The sequence below is a fragment of the Massilia consociata genome, from assembly GCF_042432755.1.
GTDB classification, from domain to species: Bacteria; Pseudomonadota; Gammaproteobacteria; order Burkholderiales; family Burkholderiaceae_D; genus Telluria; species Telluria consociata.
The window spans coordinates 1-22,301 of record NZ_JBHLWP010000018.1; the positions used below are offsets into that span (position 1 = coordinate 1).

Below are 22,301 nucleotides of genomic sequence, written 5' to 3' on the forward strand. Positions count from 1 at the left end.
CGCCACGTGGGCACTGGCACTGCTAACTTCTTTGCTACGGTACAACGAACTGCTTGCGGAAAACTGCTCCGGTAGAGTGGTGCCCACGGAGGGACTCGAACCCCCACACCTCGCGGCACATGGACCTGAACCATGCGCGTCTACCAATTCCGCCACGTGGGCACTGAACTGCTAACTCTGCTACAATAGCAGGCTTTGTCATTTTTCGCTAGATCAACTTTTCATCGATCGCTGCGGAAACGCTCTTCCTGCTACTGCATTCTCTCCTGCTGCAGCTTGCTGCGTGCTGAAGAGACCGAGATTATAGCGGAAGGATTTCATAAGTCAAAGACCCTCGCATCGAGCGCATTGCACGATTGGCCCGCCGACGTCCCCGAAGACGCTGCGCCGCACGCTTCGTCTCATGTGTTAGGCGAATCCTTTGGCAATCCCTTACACTACGCCTGTCAAGGTGTTAATCAATCGGCTGCCGCCGAGGCTGGTGCCATATTGGCGGCCTCCATCATCATTAAGAGAAATAAGAAAACGATTTGAAGCAACCTACTCATACCATTCCTAGCCGCGAGGAAATCCTCGCCGTCTTCCGCGACGCCCGCGGTCCGCTCGATGCGGCAGAACTGGCGCGCGTCCTGAAGGTCAAGCCTGCTGCGCAAGAAGTGCTCGGCCGCCGCCTGAACGCGATGGAGCGCGACGGCCAGATCCGCGCCGATCGTACCGGCACCTATGTGCTGGCGGACCAGTCCGGCTTTGTCGCCGGCCGCGTCAGCGCGCACCGCGACGGCTACGGTTTCGTCATTCCGGACGAGGGCGGCGACGATCTCTTCCTGAACGACAAGGAAATGAACAAGGTGCTCAACGGCGACCGCGTCATGGCGCGCGTCACCGGCCTTGATCGCCGCGGCCGCCAGGAAGGCACGATCGTCGAAGTGGTCGAACGCGCCAACACCCACATCATCGGGCGCCTGATGAACGAGGGCGGGGTCTGGATCGTCTCGCCGGAAGACAACCGCATCAACCAGGACGTGCTGGTCGCGGGCGGGCCGGGCAAGGCCAAGGCCGGCCAGGTCGTCAGCGTCGAGCTGATCGAACAGCCGTCGCGTTTCCAGCAGCCCACCGGCCGCATCGCCGAGGTGCTCGGCGAACTGGACGACCCGGGCATGGAAATCGAAATCGCCGTGCGCAAGTTCGGCGTGCCGCACGTGTTCTCGCCCGCCGCGCTGAAACAGGCCAACCGCCTGCCGAACGAAGTGGTCGAGGCCGACCTGGCGGACCGCGTCGACCTGCGCGATGTGCCGCTGGTGACCATCGACGGCGCCGACGCGCGCGACTTCGACGACGCCGTCTACTGCGAGCCGGTCAAGATCGGGCGCAGCAAGGGTTATCGCCTGCTGGTGGCCATCGCCGACGTCAGCCACTACGTCAAGCCGAACGACGCGCTCGATACCGACGCGATCGAGCGCAGCACCTCGGTGTACTTCCCGCGCCGCGTGATTCCGATGTTGCCCGAAAAGCTGTCCAACGGCCTGTGCTCGCTGAACCCGGCGGTGGACCGCTGCACCCTGGTCTGCGACATGGTCGTGAGCCAGGACGGGGAGGTCAAGGCCTACCAGTTCTACCCGGCCGTGATGCACTCGGCCGCGCGCCTGACCTATGACGAAGTGGCCGAAATCCTTGGCAACACCAACGGTCCGGAAGCGCAGCGCCGCCCGGGCATCGTGCCGCACCTGCTGAACCTCAACGAGGTGTTCCGCGCGCTGCTCAAGGCGCGCCAGGAGCGCGGCGCGATCGACTTCGAAACGACCGAGACCTACATCGTCTGCAACGCCGTGGGCAAGATCGAGAAGATCATCCCGCGCACCCGTAACGATGCGCACCGCCTGATCGAAGAGTGCATGCTGGCCGCCAACGTGTGCGCGGCCGACCTCCTGATCCGCCACAAGCACCCGGGCACCTTCCGCATCCACGCGGTGCCCACCGAGGAAAAGCTGAACCAGCTGCGTACCTTCCTGAAACTCGTCGGCCTGAACCTGGGCGGCGGCAGCAAGCCGACGGCGCGCGACTATGCGGAGGTGATGCAGAGGATCAAGGAGCGCCCGGACGCGGCCCTGCTGCAGACCATGCTGCTGCGCTCGATGCAGCAGGCCGTCTACAGCCCGGACAACGTCGGCCACTTCGGCCTGGCCTACGAGGCCTACGCCCACTTCACCAGCCCGATCCGCCGCTACCCGGACCTGTTGACGCACCGCGCCATCAAGGCCATCCTGCAAGGCAGGAAGTACGAGCCGAAGGGCATCGAACTGGGCAAGCTGAACACCACGCTGTCGAATTCGGCGAGGAAGCAAGCCGCCAAGGACAAGGCTGAGGGCAAGCAGAAGAACGAAAAGGACCTGACGATCTGGGACGCGCTGGGCGTGCACTGCTCGGCCAACGAGCGCCGTGCCGACGAAGCCTCGCGTGACGTCGAGAACTGGCTGAAGTGCTACTTCATGCAGGACAAGCTCGGCGAGGACTTTACCGGCACCGTGTCCGGCGTGACCCCGTTCGGCATCTTCGTCACGCTCGACCAGCTCTACGTCGAAGGCCTGGTGCACATCAGCGGCCTGGGCACCGACTACTTCCAGTACGACGAAGCGCGCCACGAACTGCGCGGCGAGCGCAGCGGCCAGGCGTACAAGCTGACCGACAAGGTGAGCGTGAAGGTCGCGCGCGTGGACCTCGAGTCGCGCAAGATCGACCTGGTGCTGGCCGAGGCGCAAGAAAGCATCCCGGCGCCGCTCGAGCGTGCCCGCCAGGCCGCCATCGAGGCGCTGGAACCGAAGGCCCCGAAGAAGCGCAAGGCCAAGGGCGAGCCCGCGCCGCTGGAGCCGTCGCGCTACACGAGCACCGGGGATGAAGGCGAAACAGGCGAGGAAGGCGCAGACGAGGACGTCGTCTTCGTGCCGCCGCCGCGCGTACCGCGCAGCGCCCGCAAGTCCGCCGCCAAGACTGCTGCCAAGGCTGCTGCCAAGTCGGCTACCCAGAGCGCCGCCAAGACCGCGGGCAAGACAACTACCAAGCGTGCGACCACGAGCGCACCGACAACCAAAGCGGCGGCCAAGACCCCCGCGTCCAAAACCAGCAGGAAGAAACAGTAATACATGAAAAATAAAATGCTATTCGGGTTCCATGCGGTGACCTCGCGGCTGCGCCACGAGGCCCAATCGGTGGAAGAGATCTTCGTCGACGCGGCGCGCCAGGACCGCCGCATGCAGGACCTGGTCGCCAATGCCAAGGCGCTAGGGGTGCGCGTGATGCCGGTCGATGCGGCGCGCCTCGACAAGATCACCGGCACCCGCCGCCACCAGGGTGTGATCGCCTTTGCCAGCCAGCTGGCGCTGGCGCGCAACCTGGACGAGCTGCTCGACGCGGTCGAGGGGCCGCCGCTGCTGCTCATCCTCGACGGCATCACCGACCCGCACAACCTGGGCGCCTGCCTGCGCGTGGCCGACGGCGCCGGCGCACATGCCGTGATCGTCCCGAAAGACCGTGCGGTGGGCCTGAACGCCACCGCGGCCAAGGTCGCGAGCGGCGCTGCCGAAAGCGTCCCCTACATCACCGTCACCAACCTCGCGCGCACCATGCGCGACCTGAAGGACCGCGGCATCTGGCTGATCGGCACTTCGGACGACGCCGACAAGGGCCTGTACGAAGCCGACTTCAGCGGCCCCGCCGCACTGGTGATGGGCTCGGAAGGCGAGGGCATGCGCCGCCTGACGCGCGAGACCTGCGATCTCCTGGTCAGCATCCCGATGTTCGGCTCGGTCGAGAGCCTGAACGTGTCGGTGGCCTCGGGCGTGTGCCTGTACGAGGCGCGCCGCCAGCGCATCGCGCGCGAAGGCTAACTCAGCGAAATCAAGATTGGGTTCCCGCCTGCGCGGGAACGGCGTACAGACGGTGCGTGTGTTTTCGGGCTTGAACGAACTACTTGCCTCGAAACCACTGTTTGCCTGAAGACCGTCGTTCCCGCGCAGGCGGGAACCCAATTCCGTTGTGCGGCCAACAGCGCATCCTTTCCCTGCATCACCACAAGCAAACCCCCGCAACATACGCTACCATCATCGTTGGTCTGCGATCATCCTTATCATGTTTTCGAACTTATTTGCCAATCTGCGTGGCGATATCCAGAGCATCATCCAGCGCGACCCCGCCGCCCGCAACGGCTGGGAGGTCCTGACGTGCTACCCCGGCCTGCATGCCGTCATCCTGCACCGTTGGGCCCACGCCTGCTGGAAGCTCAACCTGAAGTGGGTCGGCCGCTTCATCTCCTACGTCGCCCGCATCATCACCGGCATCGAGATCCACCCGGGCGCGACCATCGGCCGCCGGGTCTTCATCGACCACGGCTTCGGCGTGGTGATCGGTGAAACCGCCGTGGTCGGCGACGACTGCACCATCTACCAGGGCGTCACGCTCGGCGGCACCACCCTGGTGGCCGGCACCAAGCGCCACCCGACGCTCGAACGCGGCGTGATCGTCGGCGCCGGGGCCCAGGTGCTGGGCGCCTTCACGGTCGGCGAATACGCCAAGGTCGGCTCCAATGCCGTGGTCATCAAGCCGGTGCCGAGCGGCGCCACCGCCGTCGGCAACCCCGCCCACATCATCCGCAAGGAAGAGCAGTCGCGCAGCGCCCAGTTGTTCGCCGCCTATGGCGTCACGCCCAACGGCGACGATCCGCTCTCGAAAGCCCTGCGCGCTTTGGTCGACCACGTCGCGCGCCAGGACGAGCAGATCGAGCGCCTCACCAACACCATGCGCGAGGCCGGCCTGTGCTGTCCGAAGGTGGCGGAGGGTGATAAACTCGATTCGGAACAACTGAACCGACTGGTTGATTGAGGAATTGCATGACGAATGAAGTGACGGGCGCGCCTGAGGGTGCTGAAAAAAGCGCAGGCGCCGCCATGCTGGACTCGCAGGAAATCCGCGTGCTCGCGGTGCTGGCCGAGAAGGAGGCGCTGACGCCCGATAACTACCCGATGTCGCTGAACGCGATCGTCAACGGCTGCAACCAGCTGTCGAGCCGCGACCCGATCATGCAGCTGACCGACGAGGTGGTCCAGGATACCCTGCAGCGCCTGATCGAGAAAAAGCTGGCCAGCGCCATCTCGCAGGCCGGGGCCCGGGTGGTGAAGTACGAGCACCGCATGCGCATCAAGTGGACGCTGGAGCAGGACAAGGTGGCCGTGCTGGCCGTGCTGATGTTGCGCGGCCTGCAGACCGCGGGCGAAATCCGCACCCGCACCGGCCGCCTGCACGAATTCCGGAGCGTGCCGGAGGTCGAGACCGTGCTGCAGTTCCTGATCGACAAATACCCCCCGCTGGTGGCCAGGCTGGACCGCGCGCCGGGCACCAAGGAAGCGCGCTACGGTCACCTGCTGGGCGGCGAGCTGGCGGCGTACGAGCCGCCCGCTGCCGGCGCCGGCCTCGGTGGAGGCGGCGCCAGCCGGGTTGGCCAACTGGAACAGGAAGTCGCCGCGTTGCGCAGCGAGCTGGACGAACTCAAGGCGCAGTTCGAGGCGTTTCGCCAGCAGTTCCAGTAAGCGGCTCGGCGAAGCTCAGCTCGATCACCGCCTCGTCGCTCCATCCTGGTTCGGCGAGTGCGACTTCGAACGCGTCGCCCTTGACCTTCAGCGCGGCCGAGCGATCGCCTTCGCGCAGGACCGCTTCGCGTAGCGGCTGCCCGACGTGCGCGGCCCATTCCGCCTTGTCGGCCGTGAAGATGCCGCACCAGTCGCTCGTGCGCAGCACGCCGTTGGCCGCCACCAAGATATACCAGGGCGCCTCCTCCTTTGCGATCGCCACCATCACCTTGCATTCGAGCCGCAGGTCGCCGAGCCGGCGCTGGTTGGGGCCCAGGCCCGGCGTCCGAATGTCGGGCATGATGCGGTAGACACGGCGCTTCTTGTTCAGCTCCAGTTCGCTGTTCGCATCCCTGGCCGCTTCGCTGCGCGGGACGGCAAACCGGCCGGCGGCATCGAGCGGCAGCGGCAGCGTGAAGCCGCCGTCGCCGACCAGGCGTGCCGCCGGCGGCCCCGGCAGCTCGTCCTTGCGGCGGGGCTCGAGGCGGAAGTAGAGCCTGTCCACCGCCGGCGCCATCTTGCGGTGCTCGTCGAAGCTGTCGAGTCCGGCCAGGATCGCCTTGTACCTGCGCACTTCGGGGTTGCGCATCGCATTGACGTGGACCGGGTCGAGCTCGCGGACCGCGGGCAGTTCTGTGGCAGCCCCGGCTGCTTGCGCAGCGCCGGCGGCGGCGCAGAGCAGGAGGCTCCCGAGGAGGCAGGCGAAACCGGCGAAGAAGGCGGGCATCCCGCTCAGCCCTCGTCGCGCCAGCGGCGCAGGCGCATCGCGGCGTAGATCATGCCCGCGCCGACCGCCGCGGCAATCCAGACGCCCGGGCTGGCCAGCGTGCCGTAGGAGAGGCCGAGCAGCATGGCCGGGTCCAGGCCCTGGCGCTCGTTGAGGGCATTGATGCTGGCCTCGGACATCCAGATGCCCGGCACCAGGCCCAGCAGCCCGCGCATCACGACCTGGTCGACGAACCAGTCGACATTGATGACCGAATTCGACACCTGGCCCACCAGGAAGTTGAACCATTTGAGCAGCACGACCGACACCAGCGGGATGCCCACCGCCCACAGGAACACCTTCGAACGGGCCCAGCTCGATACCATCAGGAGCCAGCCCACGGTCGGCAGCGCCCACACCATGTACAGCGGCAGGAAGGCCAGCAGGTACAGCGGTCCCAGGTACAGGTTCGGCTCGGTCAGTACCGGGGCGAACAGGTTCAGGCCCTTGCCGGCAGCGCTGATCATGCCCAGCAACAGCAGCACCAGCCCGGTGACCACGGCGATGGCGATGAAGAGCAGGGGCACCACGCCCAGGGCGGTGACGGCTTTGGACAGCACGGTGTCGCGGTCCGACAGCGGCAGCGACTTCCAGAACAGGATGCTGCGGTCGCGGCGGTCGTCATGCAGCGCCGACAGGCAGTAGAAGAACACGACCACCGCCATCACCAGGAACAGCGGCGCGGCGATGCCCAGGTAGCCCGAAGCCACGATGTGGGCGACCTTGTAGCGCAGCGCGGGCGGGAAGCCCTGGATGTCGACGACATTGTGGCCGTTGAACTGGACGGTTCCGTGCCCGCCGAAGGCCATGGTGTACATGAAGCCGCCGCCGATGAACAGGACCATCGCTGCCGCGATCGCGACCGGCGCCCAGAAGAAGGCGCCCTTGTGCTCCCAGAACTCGCGCCGGAGCAGCCATTTCATCGTTTTCATGCGTAGGTTCCTTTCATGGTTGCGACGAACAGGTCGGCAACGCTGGGGTTGCGGGTCTCGCCCAGCTGCGCGAGCTGCTTGCGGCACACGCCGCCCGGTCCGGCCGCGTCGAACAGCATCACCGACTTGCCGAACACGGTGCGCTGGTCGATCGGCGCCAGCGCGCTGGCGGCATGGACCTTGTCGGCCGGGACCATGACTTCGATATAGCGCTCGCCGATTTCCTCCATCGAGGCGGCCAGCACGATCTTGCCGTCGCGGATGAACATCAGGTCGGTGAGGATGTGCTCCACCTCCTCGACCTGGTGGGTCGTGATGACGATGGTCTTCTGCTCGTCGAAATAGTCTTCCAGCAGGTTCTGGTAGAACTGCTTGCGATACATGATATCCAGGCCCAGCGTGGGCTCGTCGAGCACGAGCAGCTTGGCGTCGATGGCCATCACCAGCGCCAGGTGCAGCTGGACGATCATGCCTTTCGACATTTCCTTGACCTTCATGCCCGGCTTGAGCTTGGTGTTGGCGATGTAGCGCTCGGCCTTGGCCCGGTTGAAGCGCGGGTGGACGCCTTCCACGAAGTCGACCGCGTCCTTCACGCGCAGCCAGCGCGGCAGGATCGCGACGTCGGCGATGAAGCAGACCTCCTTCATCAGGTCGTCGCGCTGGGTGCGCGGGTCGAAGCCGAGCACGGACAACTGGCCCTCGAAGGGAATCAGGCCCAGGGCCGCCTTCAGCGTGGTGGTCTTGCCCGATCCGTTGGGGCCGATCAGGCCGACGATGCGGCCGGCGGGGATGTCGAAATCGATGCCGTCGACGGCGGTACGCTTGCCGTAACGCTTGGTCAGGCCGCGTGCGGAGAGCACGGCGTTCATGCTGCGCCTCCCGGAGCCAGGCCAGCGCCATTCGCGGCGGACGCCTGCAGCAGCTGTTCCAGGTTCAGCCCGAGGCGGCGGATGCGCTCGACCATGGCGGGCCATTCCTCGCGGATGAAGCGCTCGCGCTCGGTGGCCAACAGTTTCTCGCTTGCTCCTTCGGTGACATACATGCCAATTCCCCTTCGCTTTTCCACTAAGTTCTCGTCGACCAGTTCCTGGTAAGCCTTCGATACGGTGATCGGATTGAGTTGGTATTCGGCCGCGACCTGGCGTACCGAGGGCAGGGCGTCGCCGGCCTTGAGGACGCCGTCGAGCATCATGCCGACCACCCGCTCCTTGAGCTGGCGGTAGATCGGGGTGTTGTCATTCCAGCCGACTGTCATGTCCAGCCCTCCTTGGTGATACTGCGCTGTGGATCATTCCTGCCTCCGCGTCGTGTGCGTTATGTGACATGGTGCTTTGTTGATGTGGTGTTGTAGTGAAGTATAACAGCGGTTTTGTAAATGTAAACATGCATATCGAACAAAAGTGCCGGACGCGGGCAAGCGGGGCGCTTTGGTAGGATGGGAGGACGGAACGAAGGAGAAGCGAATGCTGACGTGTCCGAACTGCGGTATCTCGCCGCTGGCCCATGCCACGCGCGAGTTGGTCTATACCTACAAGGGTAGAACCACCACGATCCCCGATGTCGTGGTCGAGCATTGCGCGGGCTGCAAGGAAGTGATGTTCGCCCAGGGCGAGCACGAGCATTACGGCGCGCTGGTCCAGGCTTTCAGGAAGCAGGTGGACGCCGAGGAAGGCAAGACGATCCGCGCGATGCGCAAGCAGCTGGGCCTGACCCAGCACAAGGCCGACCAGCTGTTCGGGGATGGGGAAGGGGACTTCGCCCGCTACGAAGCGAGCGAGGCGCATGCGCCAGCGGCGCTGGTGAAGCTGCTGCGCCTGCTGGGCAGGCACCCTGAGCTACTGGACGAGGTGCGGTAGGGTGGACGGCTTCGCCGTCCGCGCGTTGGACCACGGGGCGAGCTGATGTGGCGGCAGTCCAGGGGCCGGTTGTGTTCGCGGCCGGCAACGGGTAATCCGGCTCGCTGGACAAGATCACGCCTACGAAATATCGCGGCGCGTCAGCGTGCCGTCATGGGCAAGTTCGATCCATCCGCCGCGCCGCGGCTCGGCATCGAGTTCCCAATCGGGCAGCACGTAGCGCAGCCTGCCGTTGGTATCGTGCACCGCCGGCCGGTGCGTATGCCCATGAATGATGATCGTGGCATCGGCCTCATCGAACAGCGCCTCGACGGCGGAAGGCGTCACGTCCATGATCTCGCAGGATTTTCCCGCCTGCGCCTCGCGGCTGCCTTCGCGCAGGCCGGCGATGATCGCCTTGCGCTGCGCCAGCGGCATGCCGAGGAACTGCTGCTGCCAGGCGCGGTCGCGTACCTGGGCGCGGAAGGCCATGTACTTGAGGTCGGCCGTGCACTGCGCGTCGCCATGCACGAGGGCGATGCGCTTCCCGCCGGCCGTGATGACATGGGGCTCGTCCAGCCGGCTCAAGCCCGCCGCTTCGGCGAAGCCGTCGGCCACGAGGAAGTCGCGGTTGCCGGCCAGCCAGTACACGGACGTTCCCGCATCGCTGACCGCGCGCAGCGCTGCAATGATTTGCTGGTGGAAGGGCTCGGCGAGATCGTCGTCGCCGGCCCAGTATTCGAAGATGTCGCCGAGCAGGTAGAGCCGCTCGGCATGCATCGCGCGTTCAGCCAGGAAGCGGAAAAACGCCTCGGCCGTACGCGGATGCGACGCCTGCAGATGCAGGTCGGAGATGAACAGCGCAAAGCGCGGGGCCGCCAGGGATGCCGGCGTCGTCATCGGATCGATGGGTACTGCCACTCCCGGCACACCGCAGTTTGCGCCAGCTTCATCAGACGACTTCGACCTTCTCGATGATGACCGGGTCGACCGGCACGTCCGAGTGCATGCCGCTGCGGCTGGTCTGCACGGTGTTGATCTGGTCGACGATGTCCTGGCCTTCGGTGACCTTGCCGAACACGGCATAGCCCCAGCCATCCTGGCCCGGGTAGTTCAGGAAGGCGTTGTCCTTGGTGTTGATGAAGAACTGGGCCGATGCCGAGTGCGGCGCCGAAGTGCGGGCCATGGCGATGGTGTACTTGTCGTTCTTCAGGCCGTTCTTGGCTTCGTTCTCGACGGTCGCGTCGGTCGGCTTTTGCTTCATGCCCGGCTCGAAGCCGCCGCCCTGGATCATGAAGTCCTTGATCACACGGTGGAAAATGGTGTTGGTGAAATGACCCTTGTTGACGTAGTCGAGGAAGTTGGCAACGGTCTTCGGCGCCTTTTCGGCGTCCAGTTCGACGGTGATGTTGCCCTTGTTGGTGGTCATGCGAACGCTGGTCATTTGCTGTCCTCTTCGTTGGTATTGTTAAAGTATTTATAAAAGCGCGGGATTGCACATCCGCTATTTTACAAGCTTGTCGCCCTTGAGGACGGTCACGGATTTAATGAAGATCGGCGTCACCGGCACGTTCTGCATGCCGCGCACGTCATCCACCACCACGCCCTTGATCTTGTCCACCACTTCCTGGCCCTTCACGACCTTGCCGAAGACGGTGTAGCCCGATCCCTTGTAGTGCGGGTAGTCGATGCCGGAATTGTCGGCGACGTTGATGAAGAACTGCGACGTGGCCGAGTCCGGATGGTCCTCGCGCGCCATGGAAATCGTGTACGGCTGGTTCGACAGGCCGTTGTTCGATTCGTTCTTGACCGGCTTGTTGGTCTTGCGCCCCTCGAACTTCTCGTTCATGCCGCCGGCCTGGATCATGAAGCCGTCGATCACGCGGTGGAAGATCGTGCCCTTGTAGAAGCCTTGCTTGACGTATTGCATGAAATTGGCAACCGTCTTCGGCGCCCGTTCCTCGTCGAGCTGCACGACGATGTCGCCCATCGAGGTCTTGATCGCCACCTGCGGGCCCTTGACTGCGGGCGCGGCGGGCGCCGCATCGAGGGATGCCTCGGCTTGCGCGTCGGATTGCGCCAGCGCGGCGCCGGACAGAAGCAGGGCGCCGGCGCCCAGGGCGATGCCCTTGAGCAGCGAGCGGCGGAACGAAGTGGTCATTGTCTGGGCTCTCCTCTGGTGGACACCGCGCAAAACGGTGTCAAGTCTTTTCCCGAAAAATAAAGCTGAACCATATGCGGCCAGCCGGGATTTTAACAATGCTATACTTTGCGCAGAACGTCCCATTCTATCAAAGAAGAACAACACCGAGGGTTCAGACGGTCTCGACGCAATTCCCGCCGTGCCCGCCCATGCGGGGGCCGCATTGCCCGATTCTCACCCTCACCAGAACACACCCATGAGCCAACTGAAGATTTACAACACGCTCGCGCGTGACAAGCAGGTATTCGTCCCGATGGAAGCCGGCAAGGTCGGCATGTACGTGTGCGGCATGACCGTGTACGACTACTGCCACATCGGGCACGCGCGGATGATGATGGCTTTCGACGTCATCTACCGCTGGCTCATGGCCTCGGGCTATGAAGTCAAGTACGTCCGCAACATCACCGACATCGACGACAAGATCATCAGGCGGGCGGTCGAGAACGGCGAGACCATCGGCCAGCTGGTGGCGCGCAACCTGAAGTACCAGGACGAAGACATCGCCGCGCTGAACATACTGCCGCCGACCGTGGAGCCGCGCGCCACCGAATACGTGCCGCAGATGCTGTCGATCATCGAGCAGCTGGAAGCCAAGGGCCTGGCCTACCGCAGCGAAGACGGCGACGTGAACTATGCCGTGCGCGGCTTCGAAGGCTACGGCAAGCTGTCGGGCAAATCGCTCGACGACCTGCGCGCCGGCGAGCGCGTCGACGTCAGCAGCAGCAAGCGCGATCCGCTCGACTTCGTGCTGTGGAAGGCCGCCAAGGAGTCCGAGCCGCTCGAGGCCAAGTGGGATTCCAAGTGGGGCAAGGGTCGCCCGGGCTGGCACATCGAGTGCTCGGCCATGTCCTGCGCCACCCTCGGCCAGCACTTCGACATCCACGGCGGCGGCGCCGACCTGCAGTTCCCGCACCACGAGAACGAGATCGCCCAGTCCGAAGGCGCGTTCGGCGGCAACATGGTTAACTACTGGATCCACAACGGCTTCGTGCGGGTGGATAACGAGAAGATGTCCAAGTCGCTGGGCAACTTCTTCACCATCCGCGACGTGCTCAAGAAGTACGACGCCGAAGTCATCCGCTTCTTCATCCTGCGCGCGCACTACCGCAGCCCGCTGAATTATTCGGACGTCCACATCGACGACGCCAAGGGCGCCCTGAGCCGCCTGTACACCGCGCTCTCGAGTGTCGACATCGATGGCGAGACCCCGGCCGTGGACTGGGACGAGGCCCACGCCGTGCGCTTCCGCGAGGCGATGGACGACGATTTCAACACCCCGCTGGCAGTGGCCGAGCTGTTCGACCTGGCCACCGAAGTCAACCGCAGCAAGTCGCTCGCCGCTGCGCGCCAGCTGAAAGCGCTGGCCGGCGTGCTGGGCCTGCTCGAGCGTGCGCCGCAGGCTTTCCTGCAGGGTGGCAGCGCCGCAGCCGGGGCCGATGAAGGAATCAACGACGCCATCGCGCGCCGCGCCGCGGCCAAGAAGGCCCGCAATTTTGCCGAAGCGGACGCCATCCGCGCCGAACTGACTGCCGCCGGGATCATCCTGGAAGACAAGCCGGACGGAACGACGACCTGGCGCCGCGCATAATGGCCCTCAACAAGGACAAGCGGGGTTCGGGCGCCGAACCTGCGGATGAGCTTTCCGTTCCCGCCTACTGGGCGGAGGCGAAGGCCGCGCTCATGGAGCGCGACCGCATCATGGCCAAGCTCATCCCGCAGTTCGGCGACCTGCACCTGCGCGGCCACCCGGACCCGTTCACCACGCTGGCGCGCTCGATCGTGGGCCAGCAGGTCACGCCCAAGGCGGCCGACGCGGCCTGGGCCAAGCTGCTGGCCATCTGCCCCAGGCTGTCCCCCAGCCAGGTGATCAAGGCCGGCGCCGTCGAGCTGGCCGGCTGCGGCCTGTCCAAGCGCAAGACCGAATACATCCTGGATCTGGCCGACCATTTCAAGGCCAGGCGCGTCCATGCGGACCTGTGGTCGCAGATGGGCGACGAGGCCGTCATCGCCGAACTGGTCCAGATCCGCGGCATCAGCCGCTGGACAGCGGAGATGTTTTTGATATTTAATCTGCTCCGTCCAAACGTGTTGCCACTCGACGACCCCGGCCTGATCCAGGGAATCAGCCAGAATTATTTTTCCGGCGAACCTGTTTCTCGTAGCGATGCGCGCGAAGTGGCGGCCAACTGGGAGCCCTGGCGGACGGTGGCAACCTGGTATTTATGGCGCAGCCTCGATCCGGTACCCAATCCGGGTACGGTAGAATAGCGCCCGACGTAAAGAATGCATGCTGCGCGAACGGAAACGCTGCGGCGACGAAATAATCCGGAGGTACAATGACTAAAACAACTTTCCTCAATTTTGAGCAGCCGATCGCCGAGCTCGATTCCAAGATTGAAGAGCTGCGGTTCGTGCAGGACGACTCCGCCGTCGACATCTCCGAAGAGATCGACCGCCTGGCCAAGAAGAGCCAGCAGCTCACCAAGGACATCTACGCCAAGCTGACGCCGTGGCAGGTGTCGCAGATCGCCCGCCACCCGCAACGTCCCTACACCATGGACTACGTGAACGCGATCTTCACCGACTTCCACGAGCTGCATGGCGACCGCAGCTTCGCCGACGACCAGTCGATCATCGGCGGCCTCGCCCGTTTCAACGGCCAGGCCTGCATGGTCATCGGCCACCAGAAGGGCCGCGACACCAAGGAGCGCGCGATGCGCAACTTCGGCATGCCGCGTCCGGAAGGCTACCGCAAGGCCATGCGCCTGATGAAACTGGCCGAGAAGTTCGGCCTGCCGATCTTCACCTTCGTGGACACCCCGGGCGCCTTCCCGGGCATCGACGCGGAAGAGCGCGGCCAGTCCGAAGCGATCGGCCACAACCTGTACGTCATGGCCGAGCTGAAGGTACCCCTGATCGCCACCATCATCGGCGAAGGCGGCTCGGGCGGCGCGCTGGCGATCGCCGTCGGCGACGCGGTGCTGATGCTGCAATACTCGACCTACTCGGTCATTTCGCCGGAAGGCTGCGCCTCGATCCTGTGGAAGACCTCGGAGCGGGCGAGCGACGCCGCCGACGCACTGGGCCTGACCGCACACCGCCTGAAGGCGATGGGCCTGATCGACAAGATCGTCAACGAGCCGCTGGGCGGCGCGCACCGCGATCCGAAGCAGATGGCGCAGCTGCTCAAGCGCGCGCTGGCCGACACCCTGCGCCAGTTCCAGGGCATGAAGACCAAGGACCTGCTCGACGCCCGTCACGCGAAGCTGATGAGCTACGGCAAGTTCAAGGAAACGCTGCCGCGCGAAGAGTGAGCCCCCCAGATTGAGTCGTCATCAGGCCGGACCCGCATCGCGCGTGCATCTTCCGGCAGTCTTCGCGCAGGCCATGCTCGGCCTGCGCACCCAGCACCCCCCCACATCCGTTGCGATTGCCTGCAGCGGCGGCCTCGATTCGATGGTGCTGCTGCACCTGGCCCATGCCTGGGCGGCCGGGCAGGGCGTCGCCCTGCATGCCTTCCACGTCCACCACGGGCTGAGCCCGAATGCCAACGCCTGGCTGGCGCATGTCGGTGAAGCCTGCGCCCGCCTGGGTATCGGCTTCGACCATCGCCGCGTCGACGTCCAACCCGGCAAGACCGGCATCGAGGCCGAGGCCCGCAAGCAGCGCTATGCGGCCCTGGGCGACATGTGCCGCGCCCACGGCGTCCCCTTGCTCCTGACCGCCCACCACCTCGACGACCAGGCCGAAACCGTGCTGCTGCAACTGTTGCGCGGCTCGGGCCCGGCCGGTCTTTCCGGCATGGACACGTCCAACCGGGCGCCCGGCCTGCTGGGCGACCCGGACCTGGTGATGGCGCGCCCTCTGCTGTCGCTGTCGCGCGCAGCGCTGGAAGCCTGCGCGCGGGAAGTCGGACTGGCCTGGGTCGAGGACGAATCCAACAGCGACCCGCGTTACGCGCGCAATGCGCTGCGCCACCAGGTCATGCCGGCGCTCGCCGCCGCCTTCCCCGGTTTCCAGCAACGCCTGGCGCGCGGCGCTGCCCACGTGCAGTCGGCCCAGCGCATGCTCGACGAGCTGGCGCAGCAGGACCTGGCGGCCTGCAGCGACGGCGACACCGTCGATCTGGCACGGCTGGAGCTTCTCAGCCGCGACCGCGTCGACAACCTGCTGCGCCACCTGTTCGCGCGGCGCGGCTATGCCATGCCGTCGACGGCATGGCTGGGCGAAATGGTGTCCCAGCTGTTCTCCGCGCGCGAGGACGCGCAGCTCAAGGTCACCCACCCGGCCTGCCACATCCGCCGCCACCGCGGCCGGCTGCACATCACGCCGCGCCTGCCCGACCTGGCGGGCATGCGCGACCCGGACGACGAGGGCGTGCTCGACAAGCACGGCGAAACCTTCGCCTGGCGCGGCGAAGCGGCGCTGGCGTTTCCGGCCTATGGCGGCGTGCTGCATTTCGACGCGGCGGAGCAGGGTTTCGATGCGGCCTGGCTGCGCGCGCAAGCGCTCACGATCGACTTTCGCAAGGGGGGAGAGCGCCTCAAGCCTGCGCCGAACCGCCCGACGCGCAGCCTGAAAGCCCATTACCAGTCCCTGGGCGTGCCGGCCTGGGAGCGCGAGCGCGCGCCGGTGGTCTGGGCCGGCGCGGACCTGCTGTTCGCTGCCGCCATCGGCATGGATTGCCGCCGGATGGCGCCGGCGGGCGTGGACGGGCAGGGCGCACGTGTTGCACTGCGCTGGGTGCCGGCGCACCCGTAGACTTGCCGGATAGTTTCTATACGAAAAAGGTATTACTTTATTTTCTTTTCGTATAGCTTTTTTTCTGGCCAGCCTTGTGATACTGCGCTGCAGCATGCTAGAGTAAGGGTCCCCTTTTGATCTTTCAACAAGCTGGAACCCTTCCTGATATGGCTTTAATTGTCCACAAATATGGCGGGACGTCGATGGGCTCGACGGACCGTATCAAGAATGTCGCGGCCCGTGTGGCGAAGTGGCATGATGCCGGCCACCAGATCGTGGTGGTGCCATCCGCGATGTCTGGTGAAACCAACCGCCTGATCGCGCTGGCCAAGGAAATCATGCCGCAGCCGGACCCGCGCGAACTGGACATGATAGCCTCGACCGGCGAGCAGGTCTCGGTCGGCCTGCTGGCGATGGCGCTGCTGGCGATCGGCAAGGACGCGGTTTCGTACACCGGCTGGCAGGCGGGCATCCGCACCGACTCGTCGTTCACCAAGGCACGCATCCAGTCGATCGACGACACCCGTGTGCGCGGCGACCTGGAAGCGGGCAAGATCGTCATCATCACGGGTTTCCAGGGCATGGACGAGGATGGCAACATCTCGACCCTGGGCCGCGGCGGTTCGGATACCTCCGCAGTGGCGATCGCGGCCGCGCTGAAGGCCGACGAATGCCTGATCTACACCGACGTCGACGGCGTCTACACGACCGATCCGCGCGTGGTGCACGAGGCGCGCCGCCTGAGCAAGATCACGTTCGAAGAAATGCTCGAGCTCGCATCGCTGGGCTCGAAGGTGCTGCAGACGCGCTCGGTCGAATTTGCAGGTAACTACCAGGTCCCGACGCGCGTGCTGTCGTCGCTGACCGATCCCCTGATGCCGCTGGACGAGGAAGCGAAGTCCGGCACCCTGATTTCGTTTGAGGAAGAAAGCAATATGGAACAAGCCGTCATCTCCGGTATCGCCTTCAATCGCGATGAAGCCAAGATCACCGTCCTGGGCGTGCCGGACAAGCCGGGCGTCGCCTTCCACATCCTCGGCCCGATCGCCGAGGCCAACGTCGAAGTGGACATGATCATCCAGAACCAGTCGGTGGACGGCAAGACCGACTTCACCTTCACCGTATCGCGCAACGACTACGTGAAGGCGATGAGCGTGCTGGAAAACCAGCGCGAGGCGCTGGGCGCGGCCAAGGTGCTGGGCGACGCCAAGGTGTCGAAGGTGTCGGCGGTGGGCGTGGGCATGCGCAGCCACGTCGGCGTGGCCTCGCAGATGTTCCGCACCCTGTCGGAAGAGGGCATCAACATCATGATGATCTCGACCTCGGAGATCAAGATCTCGGTGCTGATCGACGAAAAATACATGGAACTGGCCGTGCGCGCCCTGCACAAGGCCTTTAACCTCGAGCAAGCTTAACAATTTTCAAAATTTTCGGGCGTGCGTCCTTGACGCAACGGACACCAGCCCTTAAGATGCCTGCACTCAGCGCTGACTGACAAGCAAGTAAGTCAGGACTGACTGGAGACGTGGCCGAGTGGCCGAAGGCACTTCCCTGCTAAGGAAGCATACGGCTTATACCCGTATCGTGGGTTCGAATCCCACCGTCTCCGCCAAGTATTAAAGAAAAAAGCCACCGCTAGGTGGCTTTTTTCTTTTCTCTATTGGAAGCTCACTTGATCATTCTCCAGTACGATAGCAAGGTAGATAGGAACCGAGGTAATCGCCTTGTTGGTGCCATGCGCACTTTTGAATGCTGACTGTCAGCGCCCCTGGGACGCCCGGCGTTTCAACTATCTCATTGACGCCGACTACAGGCCAAGGGTTTCGGCGTTAACAATCGTAACGGAACGCGGCAAGCCGAAGGGTAGTGGAACGAATGAGACGAGTGTCCTGTAAGGTACGGGTGTGCACGATTCGCCGCTTCCTTCCTGGCACACGCGTACGCGCACCAAGCGGATGCAGTTGTCGCCATAACGGTTCCTGGTGCAATTCACATGGTTTTCCGCTGGATCAGCCGGCAATGAACTTTCCGGAATCCTCTCCATGGTAAGCGTACCGCCGGACTGCCGAAGTCGCATGTAGTCGATATTGATGTGCTCATCGGTAACTGGTTCCGCAAACAACAAGAAACCAGGACTGGTCCGAAAGATCGCTCGCTCACGCACGTCCTGTACCGCATCGTCGTTACTGAAGTCGGTATTCGTTGCAAACGCCGCGGCCCGCCTGGTGACCTCTTGCAAGGTGTTGCAGATGTACATGGCCCGCGCAACCTCGATAATTCCGAAAAAAAGTGTGAAATAAAGAATGGCAATGAGTGAAAACTCGACGGCCGCTACGCCCTGCTGTTTACGCCTCCGGGCAAGGCGCGGGAGCGGTGGATTAGTTGCCCACATAGCGCATCGTGACACGGCCTTCGAGGCGAAGCGCGTCTTCGCCAAAATATTCATTTGTAAGAGCTCCAAAGATGTCGTCGCGCATCCAGAGGCGGACGGAAACGCGGATCGTCTGTGGCAGTTCGCCGCCACAAGTATCGCCATCGCACAAGACCGAGATGGTGTAGCGCGTAAGAGCCGGCTTGATCTCACCTAACTCGGCGTCCACGATCGCTTCGGCAACGGACGCAATGGGCAACTTAGAGCCACCAGCCCCGTCGGCCAGTACCATTTCGAGCTGGGTGGCACTGGCCAGGAAGCGGGCGCTGTCGTGCGCTGCCTTCTGGGCAACGCTGTAATACCAGAAGTACCGAGCCAGGAAGAATGGAACAGCAAGGAAGAGAATCAGCAGCGGCAGACATAGCGCCGTCTCGACAGCAATGCTGCCTTTGTCGGTCCGCCTGCGAAATAATGTTTGTTGTCGTTTCATGGATAGAGTTTCATCTGGATGCTCAAGCTGGGTTCCGGGACCAGGCCGGCGAACTCGGCATACAGGTGCGTATCGTTCGCTGGTACGGTCATGAAGAAACGGCCGATACCGAGCACTGTTGCCCGGTTGCCGGTGACGGGGCATTCAAGCAAGGGCACGTTCAGCACCCGGCGATGACGAACACCCTTGTTACTCCCGGCCGGGGCCTCGAAGTTGGCTGAGCCTCTGGTTTGCATATATGGCGTGCCGCTGGAGGGGTAGCTGGTTGCCGCCGTGGGCTTTCCCGGGTTGTACAGGGTGCCCCAGTTCGATGTGGCGAACGTGGCATACGCGCCGTCTGGCGGTTCGGTACTGGCATAACGGGCGGCTCTGGCATAAGCCCACAATGGTCCGTACATCCCGGCTGTCGTGTCGGCCGGCGTCGGGTCAGGGCCGGCAACGGTCCACCGCTTGCTATCCACCTCGGACAGCGCTGCAGACTGGCCATCGGGTGCGGTGCTCATCCACGGCACACTGGTATTGAACACATATTTCTTGACGTTTGCATCCGGTGGTGCAGTCTCCGGATCACATGCTGTGGCGTCGGACGCGAAGCGTGAGTTCAGGTGCCTGACGAGACTGGCCAAGGGGAATGGGGAAGAAACACCGACTTGATCGCCCGACAAGCGTGCAATGGCGAGAGTGCCGGTGCAGACATAAGGCTCGGCCGCGCGAATCCTGCTTGCCGATGTGCCTCCCCCTGACGCTCCAAAAGGATCGAGCAGGAACGATTGGGCGGTGTTTTTCGACTCAGGGTTAAGCTGCATCAGGTCATAACTGACGCCTCGCCGGAACCCGTACTCCTCCAACTCTCCTGCACGATCCCGCCTCTGCTCGGGTCTCATGGCGCACAGCCCCAACGGCATCGCCTTGATAGCGGAGCGCCCTGCAATGGCGCGAGCGCTGACCGATACAGCCGCCAAGTCAGGCGAGAAGAAAGGCATGAAGACGGTATCTACTTCACCGTACGACGAGTCGAGACCAGTCGTATTCGCCCTTGCATAGAGGAGCCCGTTTGGATTTCCTTGCGCACTAACCGATGATTGCCAAGGCCCGTTTGGCGTCGGGCCGAACTCGATCGCGGCAGCAGCCCATTGCATCCGTTGGCCGTACCCAAAAGTAACAGAGTTGGCGCTCGAACCACCGAACCGCTTCGATGCCTCTTCGATGGCTTTGTCAATACCTGCACGTGTTCCATTCAGCTCGCGTGCAGCAGCAAGAGCCGCAACATCTGCAGCGTTCTGCAGTTCCATTTTCCTGTTGTAGACGCGGGAAAGATCGAGCGCGAGACCACAAAAAGCGATGATGATCACCAGCGCCCCTATGGTCATGATTGCCACTGAGCCGCTCTCGCGGCCTGGTCGAATCATGGATGTGCGGCGCATGAGTGGTCGGCGCTGCCCATACTCAAGTCTGCCCATGCCAGCTCTCCCTGAAATGTCCTGCACTCCCAAACGCGAGCATCGAAGACGAGTCTAATCGCCTATGATCAGGAAAAATTGATCTTAAACAATTCTCCGTAGGTGCGGGCGGAGCATCTTCTGCTAGCGTCAATGCAGGTTGTATGCAACCGAGAATTCTCTATGCCCTCGTTCAAGAAGCTAGGGCCACCGAGGTTTCTTCGAAAAAACCTCGGTGCAAGAAAACGACTTAATTGATTTACGCCAAGTACGGCGAAATGATCTATTGCTGGGATCGAGCTGCTACAACAAAGTAGAGCCGGGAGATGCAATGCAGCCAGAGCCGACGGTCTACATATGGGCTGCGAATCATTTTCTTGTTTCTAAATACCCGGAGCTGATAGCAATGGATGATAAACACGCGATGCTGGAATCGTCGGTCCGCAACAGCGGTTTCAGCACGCTCCTTTGTTCTACCCTCGGATTTGTCCTGCTTGAAGGCTGGGCCATTCGTAATAACGCCAAGCCATTTACCCATGCCGTGATCGTGGCGCTTGGCTCCATTCTGGCTGCTATCATTTATCGTGTTCTCCTCTCCCCGGAAGCGACCGCAAGAACGCGTATGGCAGTGTTTTCCCATTCGAGTCGTGGGTCATGGAATCATTTCAACCCGGCCTCCATCGTCCTGCTCCTTACTTTCGGGTACGCAGGTGCCGCCGCCCTTTCAAGCGGATCGTTCCTGCTCGTTGCTGCTTTCACCGCCTGCGCGTCTCTGTTCCCGTGGTCAAGGATCCCTCTCTGCCGGACCTGTATATTGAGCCCGCTTGCATTGATGACTATTGCAACGTTCCTCGGAATACTTCTAACGGACCAGGTCCCCCACCTGATTTATTTTCTGGTGGCGGTGTGGATGCTGTGGATAGCAGCGGCATGTTCCTGGCTGCAGAGTATCTTGCGCCGCCGCCGGAGGCCCGAGTCATCCGTGCCAGTTGACCAACGTGGTGCCGAAGCGCCGGTGAGCGCGCTAAGGGACTAGCGCCCGGCCTGTGACGCGGTTTGTGCATTCGGCAAGCAGATCCAGCTTTTGTACGATCCGGCTGACGGGCGTAGCGAAACGAGGGCGCACGATGAACTGGCGGCGACTGCTGACGCGGCGACCAGGCACGGGCGGCCGCGACTCCCCGCCCGCGCCCCCACACGGCGCACCATTCCACGCTTCCATGGCACACTAGGGATTTCCCCGGACCGACACCGCATGAACGAGCACATTCAACCCGTCCCCCTGGAAAAGGCCTACCGGCTCCTCAACCATGGCCCGACCGTACTGGTCTCCGCCCGCCACGAAGGCGTGGAGAACGTGATGGCCGCGGCCTGGGCCTGCGCCCTCGATTTCGCACCACCCAAGCTGACCGTGGTCCTCGACAAGTCGACCCGGACCCGCCTGCTGGTCGAGGGCAGCGGGGAGTTCGTGATCCAGCTGCCCACGGTGCGCCAGCTGCGGCTGACGCACGAAGTGGGCAACCGCAGTCTCCACGCGGAGCCGGACAAGCTCGAACGCGCCGGCGTGAGCCTGATCCGCATGGACGGCGTCGATGCGCCTTTCGTCGAAGGCTGCTCCGCCTGGCTCGCATGCAGGCTGATCCCCGAGCCGCACAACCAGCAGGCCTACGACCTGTTCATCGGCGAAGTCACCGGCGCGTGGGCGGATGCGCGTGTCTTCCGGGACGGACACTGGCATTTCGAAAGCGCCGATCCGGCATGGCGCAGCATCCACCACATCGCAGGCGGACATTTCTATACCATCGGCGAGCCGGTGAGTGCCGCCGGCCCTCGGGAAGAGGCTTAGGGACGGCAGTCAGGCGGGCAGGGGCACCGGCTCGGGCCACGCACCATGCTAGTGCCGGAGC

The 22,301-nt window shown here is 63.6% G+C and carries 22 protein-coding genes and 2 tRNA genes; 13 read left to right on the forward strand and 11 right to left on the reverse strand.

Going from position 1 to position 22,301, the window contains the following annotated elements; translation table 11 throughout:
* Positions 1 to 77: 77 nt before the first annotated feature.
* Positions 78 to 162 (reverse strand) — tRNA-Leu (locus ACFFJK_RS19150).
* A gap of 368 nt (positions 163 to 530) precedes the next feature.
* Between ACFFJK_RS19150 and rnr the strand changes: the two genes are divergently transcribed.
* From rnr to ACFFJK_RS19170, 4 genes are all read left to right on the forward strand, one after another.
* Positions 531 to 3,134: a ribonuclease R gene (gene rnr / locus ACFFJK_RS19155; RefSeq protein ID WP_379681254.1), complete on the forward strand. Its 2,604-nt coding sequence runs from the start codon at positions 531 to 533 to the stop codon at positions 3,132 to 3,134.
* 3 nt (positions 3,135 to 3,137) lie between these two features.
* Positions 3,138 to 3,881: a 23S rRNA (guanosine(2251)-2'-O)-methyltransferase RlmB gene (rlmB, locus tag ACFFJK_RS19160; RefSeq protein WP_379681256.1), complete on the forward strand. Its 744-nt coding sequence runs from the start codon at positions 3,138 to 3,140 to the stop codon at positions 3,879 to 3,881.
* 241 nt (positions 3,882 to 4,122) lie between these two features.
* The gene (cysE, locus tag ACFFJK_RS19165; RefSeq protein ID WP_379681257.1) at positions 4,123 to 4,872 is read left to right on the forward strand and encodes a serine O-acetyltransferase; all 750 of its coding nucleotides are present in this window, start codon (positions 4,123 to 4,125) and stop codon (positions 4,870 to 4,872) included.
* Positions 4,873 to 4,880: 8 nt separating this feature from the next.
* Positions 4,881 to 5,576 (forward strand): YceH family protein, encoded by a 696-nt coding sequence (locus ACFFJK_RS19170; RefSeq protein ID WP_379681258.1) that lies wholly within the window; start codon positions 4,881 to 4,883, stop codon positions 5,574 to 5,576.
* Here the strand turns inward: ACFFJK_RS19170 and ACFFJK_RS19175 are convergent.
* The 4 genes from ACFFJK_RS19175 to ACFFJK_RS19190 are packed head-to-tail and all read right to left on the reverse strand — an operon-like array spanning position 5,536 to position 8,568.
* Positions 5,536 to 6,342, reverse strand: coding sequence for a hypothetical protein (locus tag ACFFJK_RS19175; RefSeq protein WP_379681260.1), 807 nt, complete (start codon positions 6,340 to 6,342; stop codon positions 5,536 to 5,538). The two genes, ACFFJK_RS19170 and ACFFJK_RS19175, sit on opposite strands and share 41 nt — an antisense overlap.
* A gap of 5 nt (positions 6,343 to 6,347) precedes the next feature.
* Complete coding sequence (locus ACFFJK_RS19180; protein WP_379681261.1) at positions 6,348 to 7,313, reverse strand: hypothetical protein; 966 nt, start codon at positions 7,311 to 7,313, stop codon at positions 6,348 to 6,350.
* Positions 7,310 to 8,182 (reverse strand): ABC transporter ATP-binding protein, encoded by an 873-nt coding sequence (locus ACFFJK_RS19185; RefSeq protein ID WP_379681262.1) that lies wholly within the window; start codon positions 8,180 to 8,182, stop codon positions 7,310 to 7,312. The genes ACFFJK_RS19180 and ACFFJK_RS19185 overlap by 4 nt, the downstream gene beginning before the upstream one ends.
* The gene (locus ACFFJK_RS19190) at positions 8,179 to 8,568 is read right to left on the reverse strand and encodes a GntR family transcriptional regulator (protein WP_379681263.1); all 390 of its coding nucleotides are present in this window, start codon (positions 8,566 to 8,568) and stop codon (positions 8,179 to 8,181) included. Before ACFFJK_RS19190 ends, ACFFJK_RS19185 begins: the two co-directional genes overlap by 4 nt.
* Positions 8,569 to 8,776: 208 nt before the next feature.
* Here ACFFJK_RS19190 and ACFFJK_RS19195 point away from each other — a divergent pair, with 208 nt between their 5' ends.
* Positions 8,777 to 9,169 carry a type II TA system antitoxin MqsA family protein gene (locus ACFFJK_RS19195; protein ID WP_379681265.1) on the forward strand — a complete coding sequence of 131 codons (393 nt, stop codon included), beginning with the start codon at positions 8,777 to 8,779 and terminating at the stop codon, positions 9,167 to 9,169.
* Positions 9,170 to 9,289: 120 nt separating this feature from the next.
* On the opposite strand, the gene ACFFJK_RS19200 is transcribed toward ACFFJK_RS19195, so the two are convergent.
* Genes ACFFJK_RS19200 through ACFFJK_RS19210 form a run of 3 tightly spaced genes read right to left on the reverse strand, consistent with a single transcriptional unit; the run spans position 9,290 to position 11,309 of the window.
* Positions 9,290 to 10,048 carry a UDP-2,3-diacylglucosamine diphosphatase gene (locus ACFFJK_RS19200; protein WP_379681336.1) on the reverse strand — a complete coding sequence of 253 codons (759 nt, stop codon included), beginning with the start codon at positions 10,046 to 10,048 and terminating at the stop codon, positions 9,290 to 9,292.
* A gap of 52 nt (positions 10,049 to 10,100) precedes the next feature.
* Positions 10,101 to 10,592, reverse strand: coding sequence for a peptidylprolyl isomerase (locus ACFFJK_RS19205; RefSeq protein ID WP_379681267.1), 492 nt, complete (start codon positions 10,590 to 10,592; stop codon positions 10,101 to 10,103).
* A 60-nt stretch (positions 10,593 to 10,652) separates the two neighbouring features.
* On the reverse strand, positions 10,653 to 11,309 hold the full coding sequence (locus ACFFJK_RS19210; RefSeq protein ID WP_379681269.1) for a peptidylprolyl isomerase: 657 nt from the start codon (positions 11,307 to 11,309) through the stop codon (positions 10,653 to 10,655).
* Positions 11,310 to 11,547: 238 nt separating this feature from the next.
* Here ACFFJK_RS19210 and cysS point away from each other — a divergent pair, with 238 nt between their 5' ends.
* The 6 genes from cysS (at position 11,548) to ACFFJK_RS19240 (ending at position 17,706) form a co-directional block, all read left to right on the forward strand.
* On the forward strand, positions 11,548 to 12,939 hold the full coding sequence (gene cysS, locus ACFFJK_RS19215; RefSeq protein WP_379681270.1) for a cysteine--tRNA ligase: 1,392 nt from the start codon (positions 11,548 to 11,550) through the stop codon (positions 12,937 to 12,939).
* Entirely contained in the window at positions 12,939 to 13,619 is a 681-nt protein-coding gene (locus ACFFJK_RS19220) for a DNA-3-methyladenine glycosylase family protein (RefSeq protein WP_379681271.1), read from the forward strand. Before cysS ends, ACFFJK_RS19220 begins: the two co-directional genes overlap by 1 nt.
* 68 nt (positions 13,620 to 13,687) lie before the next feature.
* Complete coding sequence (locus tag ACFFJK_RS19225) at positions 13,688 to 14,665, forward strand: acetyl-CoA carboxylase carboxyltransferase subunit alpha (protein ID WP_379681272.1); 978 nt, start codon at positions 13,688 to 13,690, stop codon at positions 14,663 to 14,665.
* A gap of 73 nt (positions 14,666 to 14,738) precedes the next feature.
* Positions 14,739 to 16,112 carry a tRNA lysidine(34) synthetase TilS gene (gene tilS, locus ACFFJK_RS19230; protein WP_379681337.1) on the forward strand — a complete coding sequence of 458 codons (1,374 nt, stop codon included), beginning with the start codon at positions 14,739 to 14,741 and terminating at the stop codon, positions 16,110 to 16,112.
* 149 nt (positions 16,113 to 16,261) lie between these two features.
* Positions 16,262 to 17,509: an aspartate kinase gene (locus ACFFJK_RS19235; RefSeq protein ID WP_379681273.1), complete on the forward strand. Its 1,248-nt coding sequence runs from the start codon at positions 16,262 to 16,264 to the stop codon at positions 17,507 to 17,509.
* A 104-nt stretch (positions 17,510 to 17,613) separates the two neighbouring features.
* Positions 17,614 to 17,706, forward strand: a tRNA-Ser gene (locus tag ACFFJK_RS19240).
* A gap of 195 nt (positions 17,707 to 17,901) precedes the next feature.
* Here ACFFJK_RS19240 and ACFFJK_RS19245 read toward each other — a convergent pair.
* Genes ACFFJK_RS19245 through ACFFJK_RS19255 form a run of 3 tightly spaced genes read right to left on the reverse strand, consistent with a single transcriptional unit; the run spans position 17,902 to position 20,415 of the window.
* Positions 17,902 to 18,540, reverse strand: coding sequence for a TadE/TadG family type IV pilus assembly protein (locus ACFFJK_RS19245; protein WP_379681274.1), 639 nt, complete (start codon positions 18,538 to 18,540; stop codon positions 17,902 to 17,904).
* Positions 18,473 to 18,955 carry a TadE/TadG family type IV pilus assembly protein gene (locus ACFFJK_RS19250; RefSeq protein WP_379681275.1) on the reverse strand — a complete coding sequence of 161 codons (483 nt, stop codon included), beginning with the start codon at positions 18,953 to 18,955 and terminating at the stop codon, positions 18,473 to 18,475. The genes ACFFJK_RS19245 and ACFFJK_RS19250 overlap by 68 nt, the downstream gene beginning before the upstream one ends.
* Positions 18,952 to 20,415 carry a pilus assembly protein TadG-related protein gene (locus tag ACFFJK_RS19255; RefSeq protein ID WP_379681276.1) on the reverse strand — a complete coding sequence of 488 codons (1,464 nt, stop codon included), beginning with the start codon at positions 20,413 to 20,415 and terminating at the stop codon, positions 18,952 to 18,954. Before ACFFJK_RS19255 ends, ACFFJK_RS19250 begins: the two co-directional genes overlap by 4 nt.
* A gap of 214 nt (positions 20,416 to 20,629) precedes the next feature.
* Here ACFFJK_RS19255 and ACFFJK_RS19260 point away from each other — a divergent pair, with 214 nt between their 5' ends.
* A complete protein-coding gene (locus ACFFJK_RS19260) occupies positions 20,630 to 21,430 on the forward strand; it encodes a hypothetical protein (protein WP_379681277.1) in 801 nt (266 codons plus the stop codon).
* 219 nt (positions 21,431 to 21,649) lie between these two features.
* The gene (locus ACFFJK_RS19265) at positions 21,650 to 22,240 is read left to right on the forward strand and encodes a flavin reductase family protein (RefSeq protein WP_379681278.1); all 591 of its coding nucleotides are present in this window, start codon (positions 21,650 to 21,652) and stop codon (positions 22,238 to 22,240) included.
* The last annotated feature ends 61 nt before the right edge of the window (positions 22,241 to 22,301 follow it).

Bases quoted from the DNA above. Each gene is read 5' to 3' on its own strand.
- rlmB (WP_379681256.1), top strand. From the start codon at position 3,138: ATGAAAAATAAAATGCTATTCGGGTTCCATGCGGTGACCTCGCGGCTG.
- cysE (WP_379681257.1), top strand. From the start codon at position 4,123: ATGTTTTCGAACTTATTTGCCAATCTGCGTGGCGATATCCAGAGCATC.
- ACFFJK_RS19170 (WP_379681258.1), top strand. From the start codon at position 4,881: ATGACGAATGAAGTGACGGGCGCGCCTGAGGGTGCTGAAAAAAGCGCA.
- ACFFJK_RS19175 (WP_379681260.1), bottom strand. From the start codon at position 6,342: ATGCCCGCCTTCTTCGCCGGTTTCGCCTGCCTCCTCGGGAGCCTCCTG.
- ACFFJK_RS19180 (WP_379681261.1), bottom strand. From the start codon at position 7,313: ATGAAAACGATGAAATGGCTGCTCCGGCGCGAGTTCTGGGAGCACAAG.
- ACFFJK_RS19185 (WP_379681262.1), bottom strand. From the start codon at position 8,182: ATGAACGCCGTGCTCTCCGCACGCGGCCTGACCAAGCGTTACGGCAAG.
- ACFFJK_RS19190 (WP_379681263.1), bottom strand. From the start codon at position 8,568: ATGACAGTCGGCTGGAATGACAACACCCCGATCTACCGCCAGCTCAAG.
- ACFFJK_RS19195 (WP_379681265.1), top strand. From the start codon at position 8,777: ATGCTGACGTGTCCGAACTGCGGTATCTCGCCGCTGGCCCATGCCACG.
- ACFFJK_RS19200 (WP_379681336.1), bottom strand. From the start codon at position 10,048: ATGACGACGCCGGCATCCCTGGCGGCCCCGCGCTTTGCGCTGTTCATC.
- ACFFJK_RS19205 (WP_379681267.1), bottom strand. From the start codon at position 10,592: ATGACCAGCGTTCGCATGACCACCAACAAGGGCAACATCACCGTCGAA.
- ACFFJK_RS19210 (WP_379681269.1), bottom strand. From the start codon at position 11,309: ATGACCACTTCGTTCCGCCGCTCGCTGCTCAAGGGCATCGCCCTGGGC.
- cysS (WP_379681270.1), top strand. From the start codon at position 11,548: ATGAGCCAACTGAAGATTTACAACACGCTCGCGCGTGACAAGCAGGTA.
- ACFFJK_RS19220 (WP_379681271.1), top strand. From the start codon at position 12,939: ATGGCCCTCAACAAGGACAAGCGGGGTTCGGGCGCCGAACCTGCGGAT.
- ACFFJK_RS19225 (WP_379681272.1), top strand. From the start codon at position 13,688: ATGACTAAAACAACTTTCCTCAATTTTGAGCAGCCGATCGCCGAGCTC.
- tilS (WP_379681337.1), top strand. From the start codon at position 14,739: ATGCTCGGCCTGCGCACCCAGCACCCCCCCACATCCGTTGCGATTGCC.
- ACFFJK_RS19235 (WP_379681273.1), top strand. From the start codon at position 16,262: ATGGCTTTAATTGTCCACAAATATGGCGGGACGTCGATGGGCTCGACG.
- ACFFJK_RS19245 (WP_379681274.1), bottom strand. From the start codon at position 18,540: ATGAATATTTTGGCGAAGACGCGCTTCGCCTCGAAGGCCGTGTCACGA.
- ACFFJK_RS19250 (WP_379681275.1), bottom strand. From the start codon at position 18,955: ATGAAACGACAACAAACATTATTTCGCAGGCGGACCGACAAAGGCAGC.
- ACFFJK_RS19255 (WP_379681276.1), bottom strand. From the start codon at position 20,415: ATGGGCAGACTTGAGTATGGGCAGCGCCGACCACTCATGCGCCGCACA.
- ACFFJK_RS19265 (WP_379681278.1), top strand. From the start codon at position 21,650: ATGAACGAGCACATTCAACCCGTCCCCCTGGAAAAGGCCTACCGGCTC.